This window comes from Qipengyuania sp. SS22, assembly GCF_025736935.1.
GTDB lineage: Bacteria > Pseudomonadota > Alphaproteobacteria > Sphingomonadales > Sphingomonadaceae > Qipengyuania.
The window spans coordinates 1,339,952-1,354,700 of record NZ_CP107048.1; the positions used below are offsets into that span (position 1 = coordinate 1,339,952).

Sequence of the window (14,749 nt, forward strand, 5' to 3'; positions counted from 1 at the left end):
CCCCCATGAGCCGCGCCCCCCAGCAACCCAAGGATCCGATCGGCTGGTGCGCGGCACTGGCGGTGGCGTTCTGGGTCGCGTGCCTGCCGCATCTGACGGTGGTCGCGCATCCCTATTTCGACGAGGTCCACTATCTCCCCGCCGCGCGCGAGCTGCTGGCACTGGGCGAGTTCACCAATCGCGAGCATCCACTGGTCGGCAAGGAGCTGATCGCGCTGGGGATTGCGCTGTTCGGCGACAATCCGTGGGGCTGGCGTCTGCTGCCGACACTGTTCGGCGCGCTGGCGCTCTTCGCGGGGATGCGCGCATTGTGGTTCGGCACGCACAGCCGCTTCGCCACGCTGGCTTACGGCCTGCTGCTCGCGACCGGCTTCCACCTGTTCATCCATGCGCGCATCGCGATGCTGGACATCTTCTACCTCGCCTTCCTCAGCCTTGCCGCCTGGCAATTCGCCGCGGCGATCCGCCAGCCCGAGGAAGGCCGCTGGCGGCTGGTGCTCACCGGCATGACGCTGGGGCTGGCAATGGGGGCGAAGTGGAACGCGCTGGCAGTGGCGATGCTGCCGGGGCTGGCCTTTCTCGCCGCGCGCGCGCTGGCGGGCCGCCGCCGTCTGTTCTTCAGCCGCCGCGGCGCGCCCGTGCCCGGGATCACGCTGGTCGAGGCCGCGCTCTGGCTCGGCGCGGTGCCGCTGGCGGTCTATGCGGCTAGCTTCGCGCCCGGCTTTTTCTTCCGCGTCCACCCGATTTCGGAAGGGCTCGTGTTCCACCACCAGTTCATGCTGTCGCAGCAGGAACAGGTGCTCAAGGCGCATCCCTACCAGTCGACCTGGGAGCAATGGGTGCTCAATGCGCGCTCGATCTGGTATCTCTACGAACCGGTCGCGGGGGTGCAGCGCGGCATCATGCTGATCGGCAATCCGCTGACGATGCTGCTCGGCCTGCCCGCGCTGGCGTGGTGCGCCTGGCACGGCGTGCTGCGCCGCCACTGGACCGCGCTGGCGGTGGCGCTGGTCTATGCGGTGAGCCTGGGATTCTGGATCGTGGCGAGCAAGCCGGTGCAATTCTATTATCACTATGCGCTGCCCAGCATGGCGCTGCTCGCCGCGCTGGCGCTGGTGTGCGATGCGTTGTGGCGGAACGGCTGGCGCAAGAGCGCGCTCGCCCCGCTGGCGGGCAGCGTGCTGGTGTTCGCGTGGTTCTACCCGATCATCAGCGGCGCCCCGCTGGTGGGCCCCGACAGCTTCGCGGTGTGGACCTGGCTGGAAAGCTGGCGGTAGGAAGGTGGCGGTGCGCTTGCTGGATTGCCGCGTCGCCTGCGGCTCCTCGCAATGACTGGGATACTGAGAGGGTCACCCCTGCGAGAAGTCATTGCGAGGAGCGCAGCGACGACGCAATCCAGGGCTATACCGCGATGTTCCCATAGAGATCCCGCCAAGTCGGATTGAGCGCTTCGATCAGCGTCAGCTTGCGCTTGCGCGACCCAGCCTTGAGCTGTTTCTCGCGCAAGATCGCCAGCTCGATATGATCGTGCCATTCGTACCAGACCAGCAGTTTGCAGCCATACCGAGCGGCGAAACCCTGCCCGATGCCTTCCCGATGCTGCCATGCGCGTTGCAGCAGGTCCGAGGTGACGCCGGTATAAAGCGTTCCGTTGCGGCGGTTCGCCATGATGTACACCGCCGGCTGGAAGTCCTCGCGATAGGCCATGCCCACGCTTTAGCATATCGGCGCGGCGGCGGTTTGCGCGGATTGGATTGCCGCGTCGCTACGCTCCTCGCAATGACTGCGTTCTGATCGCCAGTCATTGCGAGGAGCCACAGGCTCCGTGGCAATCCAGGGCTATCAGGCGCTTACTAGCGGCAAGCTATCCCTCAATACCGACCCCAGACGAAGCGGCTCGACAGGGCGTAGTTCCAGACCGAACCGATGCCGATGCCGACCAGCGCGGCGAGCACTTCGTGGAGGCCGCGGTCGTTGAGCGTGGTGGCCACCGCGACATTGGCGAAGGCGCCGATCGAACAGGCGGCGATGAAGCTGACCCAGCCCCAAAACACCCGGTTGGGTTCCTTCAGGCGGCGGTCGCGGTAGGTGAGGAAATTGTTGAGCCAGAAATTGAAGGTCATCGCCCCGAAGGTCGCGACCGCCTGGCTCCAGCTGAAGCTCGTCCCTGCCACCAGCAGGAAGGCATAGAGGATCGCCATGTGCACGCCGATGCCGATGACCCCGACCGTGCCGAACAGCGCGAAGCGCGTCGGGATGATCCGGCCGAAGCTCTTGTCGTAGAGACCGGCGAGGAAATCGAGCGCGATCGCGCGGTCGAGCTTGCTTTCGCCGGAGCGGCGGGCGGAGAAATTCATCGGGAAATCCTTCACCTTGAGCGGTGTTTCGGAAGTGGCGAGCAGGTCGAGCAGGATCTTGAAGCCGATGCCCGAGAGATTGGGCACCAGCCGCCGCGCGGTGGCGCTGGGCAGCAGGAAGAACCCGCTCATCGGGTCGCTGAGATCGACCCCGGTGAGCTTGCGCGCGAGCATGTTGGCGGCGCTCGACAGCTTTTCGCGGTCGGGGCGGCCCCATTCCTCCATGCTCGCGCCCTCGGCGAAGCGGCTGGCGACGGCGACATCCGCCTCGCCCGCTTTCACGCTGGCGAGCATGTCGACCAGCAGCTTGGGATCGTGCTGGTGATCGGCATCCATCACCGCGACATAGGGTGCGGCGGTGGCGCAGAAGCCCTCGATCGCCGCGCTCGACAGGCCGCGACGGCCGATCCGCTGGAGCACGCGCACGCGCGGGTCGGAAAGCGACAGTCGCCGTGCCTCGTCGCTGGTGCCATCGGAAGAATTATCGTCGACGACCAGCACTTCCCAGCCGGTCTTGCCCAGCGCGCCTTCGATCCGTTCGACCAGCGGCGCGAGATTGTCGCGCTCGTTGAGCGTCGGCAGGATGATCGCCAGGTCTAGCGTGCCGGCACCGGCCGGGTTGGCGGCGGAGGTGGGATCGGCCACGGAAGGCTGCGTCTGCGGTGTCATATCCATTGCATGACCCGGTTATGCCGCAATCCTCAAGATGTGGTTACAATCTTCCTAACAATCGCATCGCCCACTTCGTCGGTCGAGGCGGTCCCGCCAAGGTCGCTGCCGAAGACGCCGTCGGCCAGGATCTCCTCGACCGCGCGTTCGATCCGCAGCGCTTCGGCTTCGCGGCCGAGCGAGTGTCGCAGCAGCATGGCGAGACTGAGCACCGCCGCGACGGGGTTGGCCTTGCCCTGCCCCGCAATATCGGGCGCGCTGCCGTGGATTGGCTCGTAGAGCCCGAATGTGCCGTATTCGGTCTGCCGTTCACCCAGGCTGGCGCTGGCGAGCAGCCCGATCGAACCGACGCAGGCGCTGGCCTGGTCGGACAGGATATCGCCAAACAGGTTTCCGGTGACGATGGTGTCGAACTGGCCGGGCGATTTGACCAGCTGCATCGCGGCATTGTCGACATACATATGGTCGAGCTCGACCTCGGGATATTCGGCGGCGACGGCGATCACCGTCTCGCGCCAGATGCGGCTCGTTTCGAGCACATTGGCCTTGTCGACGCTGGTCAGTTTCTTGCCGCGCCCCATCGCCGCGCGAAACGCGCTGTGCGCGATCCGGCGGACCTCGGCCTCGTTATAGGACATGGTGTCCCAGCCCTCGCGCCCGCCCTTGCTGTCGCGCTCGCCCTTGGCACCGAAATACACATCGCCGTTCAATTCGCGCACCACCAGCAAATCGATGCTGCGCGCGACATCGGGCTTGAGCGAGGAGAGGTGTTCGAGCCCGGGGAAGCCCGCCGCGGGGCGCAGATTGGCGAACAGGCCGAGTTCGCTGCGCAGGCCGAGGATCGCCTGTTCGGGGCGCAGGTCGCGCGGCAGATCGTCGCAGGAAAAATCGCCCACCGCGCCGAACAGCACTGCATCGGCGGCGCGCGCCATGTCGAGCGTTTCTTGCGGCAGCGGGTGGCCGTGGCGGCGATAGGCAGCGGCGCCGACATCACCTTCGAACAGCGTCAGCCCGGGCAGGTCCAGCGTTTCGAGCACGCGCCGCGCCTGCGCGGTGACTTCGGGGCCGATGCCGTCGCCGGCGAATAGTGCGATTTTCAAGCGTGGTTCTCCAGCCTCGTCGCTCCTGCGGAGGCAGGAGCCTATGCGCCCCCACGGGGCATTCAACGGGCCTTATTTAGCCCCCTGCCTGCGCAGGGGCGACGAACCATTCTTGAACGCGGCTAAACCATCCGTGCCAGCCGCTGCCTGAGGAGTTGCCGTGCAGCCAGGACGTCGGCGCGGGTGTCGGCAAGCAGGTAGCGCGCGATCAGCGGCTCCTGCCGGTCGAGAATTTCCAAGGCCTGCCCAAGGCCGGCTATCGCGGGCCGCTGACCGCCATAGCCCAGTTCGCGCAGCAGCAGTGCTTCATAGACCGCCAGCGCCTCGACCCATTGGCGCGCGCTGTCGGCCGAACAGATCGCATCGAGCAAGCCGCCGAGCGCGGAATGGAGCGTAGGATAGGGATTGCGCTCTGGTAGCGCCGAAGCGGTCAGCGCGGTGACCCAGTTGATCGCCGACGCGGCAAGCGGCTCGCCGAGCCACGGCCCGCGGCTGGTGACGAGCTCCAGCCGCGCGAAAGGGAGCTGGCTGTCCGACTTTGCGCGGATGTCCGCCTGGACGATATTGCCGGGGATGACGACCGGGCGCAGCTGCCGTCCGCGCCCGCCCGCGACATAGGCCGCGACCATGCCATGCTGCCCGGTCAGCATGCGCGCGATCACCGCGGTCTCACCATGCGCACGCGCGGCAAGCAGGATGGCGGGGGCGGTGAGCTGCATGGGGCGGCCTTAGCCGCTTGCGGCGATCCTGCGAAGACGGCGGAGTTAACTTGTGCGGCGGCGTATTGCAGGCTGCGCCGTCAGCTGGGCCCCTGCCTGCGCAGGGGCGACGGAGAGAGCCTGGATGGGGTTCGCACTTCGTCCATCAAACCTGCTGTCGCCCCTGCGCAGGCAGGGGCCTAGGTAAGATTAGCGAAATGGCACCATCACAAAATGGTCTCGAACAGGTCGTTCCAGTCGGGATTGTCGCGCCGGATCAGCTTCAACTTCCATTGCCGCTTCCACCGCTTCATCGCCTTTTCGCGCGCGATGGCGTCGTGGATATCCTCATATCGCTCGGCATAGACCAGCCGCGTGAGCCGGTGCTTGCGGCAGAATTCGGACCCTTGCCCTTCGCGATGCGCATGCACGCGCGCGGCGATGTTGCTGGTGACGCCGATGTAGAGCGTGCCGTGCGGGCTGTTGGTCATGATATAGACCCAGCCGCCCGGCATCGATCAGGCCGCGGGCCGAGATGTCGGTTGGGCCCCTGCCTGCGCAGGGGCGACGAGAGTAGATCGGGTGGTTTGTCCCATGACCGCGACTATACCCCCAACCGTCGCCCCTGCGCAGGCAGGGGCCCAGATAAGGTCGCGCGCCGCAAACCGCCAAGCGGCCAAAGCCTACTTGATCCTGGCTTCCAGCGCTTCGACGCGGGCCTTCAAATCTTCCGCTTCTTCGCGCGCCTTGCTGGCCATGGTCTTGACCGCGTCGAATTCCTCGCGGCTGACGAAATCCATCCCGCCAAAGCTTTCCTTGGCGCGTTCGCGCGCGGCATCGCGCGCCTCGCGGCCCATGCCGGCCAGCGTACCGGCCGCCGAATTGGCGAGTTTGACGAAATCGGCTACGAGCGGGTTCTGTGATTGCATCCCGTCCAGATGGGACGGGATGGGGTTTTTGTCTAGCCTCAAGCGCGGGCGGCCGCGTCCGCGGCCTTGGCTATCCTCGCTCATGCGACCTGAAGGTCGCGTCGCTGCGGGCGGGCGGTCGCCCTTGCCGTCCGCTGTCGCGGACGGGACCAGCGCTACTCCAGCATCGTGGCGTTGGTATCCGAGCCGGAGGCGAGGCAAGCGCGACCGCGCGCCCGCAGGGGCCCGGAGCGAAGCGGAGGAACAGCCCCGAGGACGAACCCGCGGATGCGGGTTCGAAAATCAAAGACTCCCCTCTAAATCCTCACCCGCTCGACCGCGCCCTCGGCATAGCCGCCATCGGCATCGGGGTTCAGCTGGAGGAACTGGTAATTCAGCGCGGCGGCGAAGCAGACCCAGGCGAGATAGGGCAGCAGCAGCACCGCGGCGAGCCGCCGGACACGCCAGAACAGCGCGATCACCAGCAGCAGCGTCAGCACGATCGCCACCAGCAGCACCAGCGCGCCGGTGATCTGCTGCGCGCCGAAGAACACATAGCTCCACGACAAATTGAGCACGAAATGCACTGCGAACACCCATAGCGCGGCGGTGCGTCCGCGCGCACCCCAGGCGGAAGCGACCATCGCCACCGACAGGCCGATCATGACATAGAGGATCGTCCAGACGATCCCGAACCATTTGGGCTCGGGATAGATGCCCGGTTTCTCCAGCTGCTGGAACCACGCGGTGTCGGGCCCGCCAAGCTGGCCGGCGATAAAGCCGAGCAGCACACAGAGCGGGACGGTGAACAACGCCCAGCGAATGAAACTTGCGCGCAATTGCCCGCGCGACGCCAGCATGTTCATGTAATTTTCCCGTCAACGATTCGTTTCATGCGTCTTTTGCCGAGCGCCGTGCGGGCTGGCAATGCGGTGGTGGCCTCAGCCCTTCACGATGCCCTTGGCAAACAGGCTGCGGACGGTGTCCTCGATGGTCTGTTCGGCGGGGATGAAGGTATAGCCGAGCACCTGTTCGGTATGCTTGCCCGAAACGTCGCGGACATTGCCGAGCTCGCCCTTGATCTGTTTCATTTCGTCCATGAACAGCGCGAGCAGCCGCACCAGCCAGTTGGGCATCGGCCGGCTGGGCACCTTCTTCGCATGTTCGGGCACGCGTGCGCGGACCACATCGGCCATCTCACGCAGCCAGAGGAATTTCTCCGAGGTCGGGAAACGCTCGCCGCGGACCTTTTCGGCAGGCGCCTCGAGCGCGCGGACATGCGCCTGGGCCACATCGCGGACATCGGTCACGCAGATACCCATGTTGGGGATCAGCGGGATCGAGCCGTCGACGATCTTCTTCACCAGCTCGACGCTGGTCGACATGTCGTCGTCATAGACCGGGCCGAACACCGCCACCGGGTTGACCGAGCAGAACACCATGCCGTGTGCCTTGGTCGCAATCCAGTCGCGCGCGGCGCGTTCGGCCACGGTCTTGCTTTCGATATAGGGCGGGACGCCCGCGGTGAGATTGGTCCAGTCGAGATGGGTGAAATGGTCCTTTTCCGGCTGGCCATAGGCGATCGCCGCGGCGCTGCTGGTCTGGACGAAGCGCTTGATCCCCGCCTTGTCGGCGAATTCGAGCGCGCGCAGCGTGCCTTCGCGCGCAGGCACCACGAGCTCGTCCTTGTCCTTGGGCATGGCCATCGGAAAGGGCGAGGCGACATGTGCCACCGCGTCGCAGCCGGCATTGGCCTCGGCCCAGCCCGCATCGCTCATCAGATCGGCCTGGAACACCGCCAGCCGGTCGCCCGCATCGCTCCAGCGCGCGCGCAGTCTGGGTTCGCTCTTGGCCTTGTCGCGCACGGTGGTGTGGACGCGGTGGCCCTTGGCCAGCAGCTGGTCGATCACCTCCCCGCCGATGTAGCCCGTGCCCCCGGTTACCAATATTGTCATTGCCATCTGTCTGCCCCCCGCATCCTTTGGTATGCGGAGAGGTAGGCAGAATGGTTGCAAGGGGCAACGCAGTTGCGATGAAACAGGTCGATTACCTCGTGATCGGGGCCGGGATCGCCGGTCTTTCGGCAGCCGCGCGGCTGGCGCGGCATGGAGACACGCTGGTCTGCGAGACGGAGGACGCGCCGGGAGTGCATTCCTCGGGTCGCAGCGCCGCCTTTGCGCATTTCGACATGGACGCGTGGCTCGTCCGCGCGCTGACCGCGGCCAGCATTCCGCTGTTCGAAGCGCCGGGCGCGCAGCCGCACCCCGCGCTGTTCGTGGCGCTGGCGGGGCAGGAGGATGCGCTCGACCGGCTGGAGGCCAATTACCGCGAATGGGCGCCGCATGTCCGGCGGCTGTCGGTGGCGGGGGCACAGGAACTGGTTCCCGTGTTACGCGAGGGCGACGGCGGTATTGTCGGCGCGCTGCTCGACCTGCAGGCGCGCAAGCTCGACGCGCATGCAATGCTGGAGGCGCATCGCAAGGCGCTGATCGAAGCAGGCGGATCGGTGGCGGCCAAGGCGGCGGTGACCGCGCTGCGCCATGATGGCACGCGCTGGATCGTCGACACGCCGGGGGCAAGCTATGCCGCCCGCGTGGTGGTCAATGCCGCGGGCGCGTGGGTCGATACGGTCGCGCAGACGGGCGGGATCGCCCCGCTCGGCATCACCCCGCTGCGGCGCACGGTCATCACCTTCGATGTGCCGGTCGATGTCACGGGCTGGCCCTTCACCAAGACCGTGGGCCCGGGTTTCTATATCGAGCCCGAAGGCAGCGGCCGCCTGCTCGCCAGCCCGATGGACGAAGGGGAAAGCGCGCCCTGCGATGCGCAGCCCGAGGAAGAGGACGTCGCGCTGGCAGCCTGGCGAGTGGAGGAAGCCACTACGCTCACCGTGCCGCGTCTCGCAAGCAAATGGGCGGGCCTGCGCACCTTCGCGCCCGACCGGCTTCCGGTGGCGGGTTTCGACCGCGCGGCGCCCGGGTTCTTCTGGCTGGCGGGACAGGGCGGCTTCGGCCTGCAAACCTCCCCCGCAATGGCGCTGGCGGTAGAGGCGCTGGTGACGGACGGCGCATGGCCCGAGGACTTGCGCGCGGTGGGCGTCACGCCCGAGATGCTGGCGGCGGAGCGGTTGCACACGGGCACAGAGTGATTTTGCGCCTGCCGGCCTAGTCCCCCCGGTCTCTCACCTGCCGGCTAGTATCCACCCGGCGGATCGCTCGCGGGGAAGCTTTCGTCCAGATCCTCGTCGGTTTCGGTCCATTCGCGCGCGGCCGGATCGCGCATCGCGCCGGGACCGGCATCGCGTACGTCGGTATGAAAATCATGCGGCTGGTCTTCCGCAAAGGCAGCGTTGTGGGGCGCGTCCTTGCGCTTGAACAGCGTGTAACCGGCGAGCCCTGCAAGCCCGAGTGCCACCATCTTCCCGATCACCGAACTTCTCCTGTTATCCGTTCAACTCTGCGGCGCGCCGTGCACATGGACATCGTGTCCCGAATGCTTCGTCAGGATGTCGACCGCGCGGCGTTCGTCGCCGCTGTCCCAGGTGCGCACCCAGAGCAGCAGGCCGCCATGTTCAAGCTGGTTCTGCAGGTTTTCGGCGTGCCGGTCACCCACCAATTTCGCCAGACCGGTGCCCAGCGCGCCCCCGGCCCCGCCCGCAACCGCCGCGCCGACGATCACCGCGAGCAGCGAGCCGCCCGATGCCACGATGGCGCCGATCGCGGTCGCCGCCGCGATATAAAGCGGCGTGGCGATCAGCGCGCCTTGCGCGTCGCCGATCGATTCCTTGGGGATGTAGATCGCGCGCGGCACGGCGGGATCGTCCTCCAGCTCGGCGACCTTGTGATAGCGGTGGCCCAGCTGCTCCTCGACCGTCTTCTCGGTCGCCAGCAGGCTGATTTCCGCGCGGTCGAAGCCCGAACTGAGCAGCTCGTCGATCGCTTCCTCGAGCTCCTTGCTCGCATCGAAATAGGCGACGGCCTCGCGAATGTGGAAGGCATCGGGTGCGGTGGTCATATATTTTGCTCCTGCGATCGGACTATGCGCCTGCGCTGCTGCGGCGCGGGGCAGCGTATCATTCGGTCGTACCGCCGTCCCATTCCTCGTCATGGTGGCGTGCCTCGGCATCGGCCTTGGTCGCATGGATCACGCCCTCCATATGCTCGGGCGGACCGTAGACGGTATACAGGCGCAGCGGTTCGCTGCCCGTGTTGCGGACGTTGTGACGCGCGCCGGCGGGCACGATCACCGCGAAATCATCCTCGACGGGATTCTCCACGCCGTCGATGTCGACCACGCCCTTGCCTTCCTCGAAGCGGAAGAACTGGTCGCGGTCCTCATGGACCTCCTCGCCGATGTCGCATCCCGGCGGCAGAGTCATCACCACGAGTTGCAGGTGTTTGCCGGTGTAGAGGACCTGACGGAAGTTGTCGTTCTCGACGGTACGCTGCTCGATATTGTCGCAATAACCCTTCACGGTCGTTCCCCTTGTCGTCCGCCGCTGAACCACGCCACGCTAGGCCGGGAACGCCGCCGGCGCAATCGGGTGGTGGGCATTGCGGCAGGCGGACCGGCCCGTCTCAGGGTCGGGAGGCGTGGATCCGATTGGCTGCGTAGGCTTCGACCTCGAGCGGCATGTTTTCGTGCCCGTAGGCCATGAGTTGCTTCATGTATTTTTCCACGAAGGCGCCGAAACTCGCATTGCGCTCGATCTGCTGCACATGGACCAGTTCGTGGGCGAGCAGCGGCCATGTCAGGTCGAAACCGTTGCGCACCCAGATGGTATAACCGAACGCCTGCGCATTGTTGGTGATACCCGGTCCGACAAAGCCCAGCTCCTCGCCGATCTTGCGCATTTGCGGATCTTCCGACGGAAAAGGTATTTCATCGACATATACCAGCCGCACATTCTCCGGATGCTCGATCCCGATCCGGGTGGCCAGCTCGACCTGCGCCGGCGTCAGCGCGATGCCGCGCGCCTGCCCGTCGATTTCGATGGTTCTCACCCATTCGACATAATTCGCGAGGAAGGTCGCGTATGGGCTGCTGGCTTCACCCGAGGCCGGGCGATTGGCTTCAACGTCCTGGCCCGCCGCTGCGGCGTTCGCAGGACCGGCGAGAGCAGCGCAGGCCGCTGCCACTGCCGCCAGCGCAGCCGTTTTCAGCGTCTGCGACCGAAAGGTGGCGGTAATCGAGCGAGAATTCTTCATGGTATGGTCCCTGACAAGCCTTTCAACGGGGCCTAGCCGGGCGCTCCAGACCTGTCTTGAACGTCATTGCTCACGATAGCGAGCGGGCGAGATTCCGACCATGCTCTGGAACTGGCGCGTGAGATGGCTCTGGTCCGCGAAACCCAGATCGGCTGCGACGTCGGCCAGTGGCGTACCCGCCAGCACCATTTCCTTGGCCGCATGGATGCGCCGCTGGGTGCGGTAGGCAAGCGGGCTGAGGCCGTGCGCACGCGTGAAACTCCGCGCCAGATGGTACTTGGTCACACCCGCGGCATCGGCCAGTTCATCGAGACCGAAATTCTCGTCATAGTGCGCGTCGATATACCCCTTCGCCCGGCGAACTGCCTCCGGTAGCCGGTCGTCTCGATCCGGTTCGACGGCTGCGTCGAACGCGATACCGACTATTTCCGCAAGCGCGGTGTCTTCTTCCAGCCTGTCGCCGGTCCCCGCTTCGAACCAGCGGTGCAGTTCCAGCAGCCGCTGGGCGCACGCGGGGTCGCAGCGCACCGGTGTCGGAAAGCGCAGGCCAGAGCGGCCGACATAGGACCGCGCCACCTCGGCACGAATGTAGAATACCCGGTAGCGCAAGGTCGCGTCTCCGAGCGTGGCGTTGGCATGCGCCGTGCCCGCATCGATAGTGATCATGTCGCCTTCACCAACCACATACGAGGCGCCATCGATGGTCAGTGTTTCGCCGCCGCTTTCGACCACGCCCACCACATACTGGTCGTGCATGTGCACCGGAAAGCTGCGGTTGCGATAGGCCACCGACACAAGCTCGATGTCGACGTGCTTGGGGCGCGTAAAGCTGGCGGACGACGGCTTTTCCATCGTACCGGCCTAAGCACCGGGCCGAGCGCTTCGCAATGCACGGGTATCGACTCTTCCACGCCGCTCGGGCGTTGGGGCCGATGACGACGCCCTAGCGCATCAGCACCAGTTCCTCGGCCATGGTCGGGTGGATCGCGGTGGTCGCGTCGAAATCGGCCTTGGTCAGCCCGGCCTTCACCGCGACCGCGGCGGCCTGCATCATTTCGGGCGCTTCGGGCGCGATCATGTGGACGCCGACGATCCTGCCGGTGTCGCCATCGCAGATCATCTTGATCAGGCTGCGTTCGTTGCGCCCCGCGAGCACGTTTTTCATCGGGCGGAAATCGGACAGATAGACCTTCACGCTACCCAGCTTGTTCTTGGCCTCGCCCTCGGTCATCCCGACCGCGGCGATCGGCGGATGGCTGAACACCGCGCTGGGGATGCAGCTGTGGTCGACCGCCACCGGCTCGCCGCCGCCGAACACGCTGTCGGCAAAGGCCTGGCCCTCGCGGATCGCCACCGGGGTGAGCTGCACGCGGTCGGTCACGTCGCCGACGGCATAGATGTGGTCGACATTGGTCTTGCTGAAGCGATCGACCTTGACTTCGCCATTGTCTCCCAGTTCGACGCCAGCGCTGTCCAGCCCGAGCCCTTCGGTATTGGGCACGCGGCCGACGGCGAACATGACCAGATCGGCCTTCTCCTCGTCGCAATCGGACATCTTGACGAAATAACCGCCTTCCGAACACGGCTTGATGTATTCGAAGGTGGTGTTGAAGCGGAACTGGATGCCCTTCGTCGTCGAGATCTGCAGCAGGCGGTCGCGCACCGCCTCGTCATAGCTGCGCAGCAGCCGGTCGCCGCGATTGACGATATGAACTTCGCTGCCGAACTCGTTGAAGATGCCGGCGAATTCATTGGCGATATAGCCGCCGCCCGCGATGATGATTTTCTTGGGCAATTCGTCGAGATGGAACGCCTCGTTCGAACTGATCGCATGTTCGGCGCCCTGGCATTCGGGCATGCGCGGACGCGCGCCGGTGGCGATCAGGATGGTCTTCGCGGTCACGACCTTGCCGCTCGCCAGCGTAATCTCGTGCGGGCCGGTGATCTCGGCGCGCTCCTTGAAGATCGTCACCTCGTGGCTTTCGAGCGTCTCGGTATAGGCGCCCTCGATCCGCTTGACGTCGTTAAGCACATTGTCGCGCAGCGTGATCCAGTCGAAGGTCGCGTTCTCGGTCGACCAGCCGAAATTGCGCGCGTCCTTCAGGTCTTCGGCGAAATGCGCGCCATAGACGAGCATCTTCTTGGGCACGCAGCCACGGATGACGCAGGTCCCGCCGACGCGGTGCTCCTCGGCCACCGCGACCTTCGCGCCATGCGCGGCCGCCACGCGGCTGGCGCGAACGCCGCCCGAACCGGCGCCGATGGTGAAAAGGTCGAAATCATATTGCTCGGACATGCAGCGGCTCCCTGTTGCGCGGATGCGCGATATCGGGATGCCGCATGCATTTGCCAAGGCGCGAATTGCGCCCCGGCGGTCCGGCGAGACGTTTTACCGTCCCGCGCGGCGGCGGTTGCGGCTGCGCGCGGGGCGGTTGCCCTGCGGACGACCGCCTTCGCCGCTCTCGCCATCGCGCTTGGGCGCACCGGCACGGTTGGAGTGCTTGGTCTTGGGCTTGCTCCTACGCGCCGCATCACCGGTGGGGCGAACCTTGGGCTTGGCCATGCGCTGGCCGGGGGCCGCGCGCTTGGTCGGGCCGACGCCTTCGACGACCGCGCGGAAATTGTCCGGCAGCGGCAGGCGTTCGAACTCGGCGTCGGTCTTCTTGCGGATATCCTTGAGGTAATCGCGCTCGTCCTCGGCGCAGAAGGCGATCGCGATGCCATCCTTGCCCGCGCGCGCGGTCCGGCCGATGCGGTGGACATATTGTTCGGGCACGTTCGGCAGTTCGTAATTGATCACGTGGCTGACGCCGGGGATATCGATCCCGCGCGCGGCGACATCGGTCGCGATCAGGATCGGCGTCTTGGCGCGCTTGAACTCGTCGAGCGCACGTTCGCGCTGCGGCTGGCTCTTGTTGCCATGGATGGCGTTGGCGGGGATGCCGACCTGCGCCAGCTTCTTCACCACCCGGTCGCAGCCATGCTTGGTGCGCGCAAAGATCAGCACGCGTTCGAACTTGCCCGGCACCTGGTGGCGTTCGGAGAGCATCATTTCGAGCAGCGTCTGCTTCTCGTCCTGCTGGACCATGAAGAGATACTGGTCGATGCGTTCGGCAGTGGTACTTTCGGGCGTGACCGAGACCTTGACCGGATTGCGACAATATTTGCCCACCAGTTCCTGGATCTGCTTGGGCATGGTGGCGCTGAAGAACAGCGTCTGGCGGTCTTCGGGGACCAGCTGGCTGATCCGCCGCAGCGCGTGGATGAAGCCGAGGTCGAGCATCTGGTCGGCCTCGTCGAGCACCAGCACTTCGACCTTGTCGAGCGTGAACGCCTTCTGGTCGATCAAATCGAGCAGGCGGCCGGGCGTGGCAACGAGGATGTCGGTGCCGCGGTGCAGCTTGTTGCGGTCCTTGTTGACCGAGGTGCCGCCGACGATCGAATGGACCTTGAGCCCGGCCAGCTGGCCGTAATCCTTGGCGCTCTGGGCGATCTGGCCGGCCAGTTCGCGCGTCGGGGCAAGCACCAGCATACGGCAGGACTTGAACGGCGTCTGCTTGTCGGCATCGCGCAGCCGGTCGATGCTGGGGAGCATGAAGGCGGCGGTCTTGCCGGTACCGGTCTGCGCGATACCCATCAGGTCGCGTCCTTCGAGAACGGGCGGGATCGCCCCTTCCTGGATCGGGGTAGGCGTGGAATAGCCCTTGAGGTCAAGCGCCTGGAGGACGGGCTGCGACAGCCCAAGATCGGAAAACTGTGTCATGTAAACTCGCATTCGTAATGCGGCGCGCGCAGACTTCCATCGCGGAA

17 protein-coding genes are annotated in these 14,749 nt (G+C 65.8%); 2 read left to right on the forward strand and 15 right to left on the reverse strand.

What is annotated here, in order from left to right; translation table 11 throughout:
• Positions 1-5: 5 nt before the first annotated feature.
• Entirely contained in the window at positions 6-1,277 is a 1,272-nt protein-coding gene (locus tag N6L26_RS06530) for a phospholipid carrier-dependent glycosyltransferase (RefSeq protein WP_263607221.1), read from the forward strand.
• 124 nt (positions 1,278-1,401) lie between these two features.
• Here N6L26_RS06530 and N6L26_RS06535 read toward each other — a convergent pair whose 3' ends face one another.
• From N6L26_RS06535 to N6L26_RS06570, 8 genes are all read right to left on the reverse strand, one after another.
• Positions 1,402-1,707, reverse strand: a complete 306-nt coding sequence (locus N6L26_RS06535; RefSeq protein ID WP_263604815.1) for a GIY-YIG nuclease family protein — start codon at positions 1,705-1,707, stop codon at positions 1,402-1,404.
• Between the two features lie 164 nt (positions 1,708-1,871).
• The gene (locus tag N6L26_RS06540) at positions 1,872-3,032 is read right to left on the reverse strand and encodes a glycosyltransferase (RefSeq protein ID WP_412071314.1); all 1,161 of its coding nucleotides are present in this window, start codon (positions 3,030-3,032) and stop codon (positions 1,872-1,874) included.
• A 26-nt stretch (positions 3,033-3,058) separates the two neighbouring features.
• Complete coding sequence (gene leuB, locus N6L26_RS06545; RefSeq protein ID WP_263604816.1) at positions 3,059-4,126, reverse strand: 3-isopropylmalate dehydrogenase; 1,068 nt, start codon at positions 4,124-4,126, stop codon at positions 3,059-3,061.
• Positions 4,127-4,248: 122 nt separating this feature from the next.
• A complete protein-coding gene (gene recO, locus N6L26_RS06550) occupies positions 4,249-4,845 on the reverse strand; it encodes a DNA repair protein RecO (protein ID WP_263604817.1) in 597 nt (198 codons plus the stop codon).
• A 206-nt stretch (positions 4,846-5,051) separates the two neighbouring features.
• Positions 5,052-5,339, reverse strand: a complete 288-nt coding sequence (locus tag N6L26_RS06555; RefSeq protein ID WP_263604818.1) for a GIY-YIG nuclease family protein — start codon at positions 5,337-5,339, stop codon at positions 5,052-5,054.
• Positions 5,340-5,507: 168 nt separating this feature from the next.
• A complete protein-coding gene (locus N6L26_RS06560) occupies positions 5,508-5,753 on the reverse strand; it encodes an accessory factor UbiK family protein (protein ID WP_263604819.1) in 246 nt (81 codons plus the stop codon).
• A 296-nt stretch (positions 5,754-6,049) separates the two neighbouring features.
• Positions 6,050-6,598 carry a TspO/MBR family protein gene (locus N6L26_RS06565; protein ID WP_263604820.1) on the reverse strand — a complete coding sequence of 183 codons (549 nt, stop codon included), beginning with the start codon at positions 6,596-6,598 and terminating at the stop codon, positions 6,050-6,052.
• Between the two features lie 75 nt (positions 6,599-6,673).
• On the reverse strand, positions 6,674-7,693 hold the full coding sequence (locus tag N6L26_RS06570) for an NAD-dependent epimerase/dehydratase family protein (protein WP_263604821.1): 1,020 nt from the start codon (positions 7,691-7,693) through the stop codon (positions 6,674-6,676).
• Between the two features lie 71 nt (positions 7,694-7,764).
• Here N6L26_RS06570 and N6L26_RS06575 point away from each other — a divergent pair, with 71 nt between their 5' ends.
• Positions 7,765-8,880 (forward strand): NAD(P)/FAD-dependent oxidoreductase, encoded by a 1,116-nt coding sequence (locus N6L26_RS06575; RefSeq protein ID WP_263604822.1) that lies wholly within the window; start codon positions 7,765-7,767, stop codon positions 8,878-8,880.
• A gap of 44 nt (positions 8,881-8,924) precedes the next feature.
• Here N6L26_RS06575 and N6L26_RS06580 read toward each other — a convergent pair whose 3' ends face one another.
• From N6L26_RS06580 to N6L26_RS06610, 7 genes are all read right to left on the reverse strand, one after another.
• Positions 8,925-9,161 (reverse strand): hypothetical protein, encoded by a 237-nt coding sequence (locus N6L26_RS06580; RefSeq protein ID WP_263604823.1) that lies wholly within the window; start codon positions 9,159-9,161, stop codon positions 8,925-8,927.
• Between the two features lie 21 nt (positions 9,162-9,182).
• The gene (locus N6L26_RS06585) at positions 9,183-9,746 is read right to left on the reverse strand and encodes a hypothetical protein (RefSeq protein ID WP_263604824.1); all 564 of its coding nucleotides are present in this window, start codon (positions 9,744-9,746) and stop codon (positions 9,183-9,185) included.
• Between the two features lie 58 nt (positions 9,747-9,804).
• Positions 9,805-10,206, reverse strand: coding sequence for a cupin domain-containing protein (locus N6L26_RS06590; protein WP_263604825.1), 402 nt, complete (start codon positions 10,204-10,206; stop codon positions 9,805-9,807).
• Between the two features lie 103 nt (positions 10,207-10,309).
• A complete protein-coding gene (locus N6L26_RS06595; RefSeq protein WP_263604826.1) occupies positions 10,310-10,939 on the reverse strand; it encodes a hypothetical protein in 630 nt (209 codons plus the stop codon).
• A gap of 63 nt (positions 10,940-11,002) precedes the next feature.
• The gene (locus N6L26_RS06600) at positions 11,003-11,791 is read right to left on the reverse strand and encodes an AraC family transcriptional regulator (RefSeq protein ID WP_263604827.1); all 789 of its coding nucleotides are present in this window, start codon (positions 11,789-11,791) and stop codon (positions 11,003-11,005) included.
• A 91-nt stretch (positions 11,792-11,882) separates the two neighbouring features.
• Positions 11,883-13,235: a glutathione-disulfide reductase gene (gene gorA / locus N6L26_RS06605; RefSeq protein ID WP_263604828.1), complete on the reverse strand. Its 1,353-nt coding sequence runs from the start codon at positions 13,233-13,235 to the stop codon at positions 11,883-11,885.
• A gap of 93 nt (positions 13,236-13,328) precedes the next feature.
• On the reverse strand, positions 13,329-14,702 hold the full coding sequence (locus N6L26_RS06610) for a DEAD/DEAH box helicase (protein WP_263604829.1): 1,374 nt from the start codon (positions 14,700-14,702) through the stop codon (positions 13,329-13,331).
• Positions 14,703-14,749 lie beyond the last annotated feature (47 nt).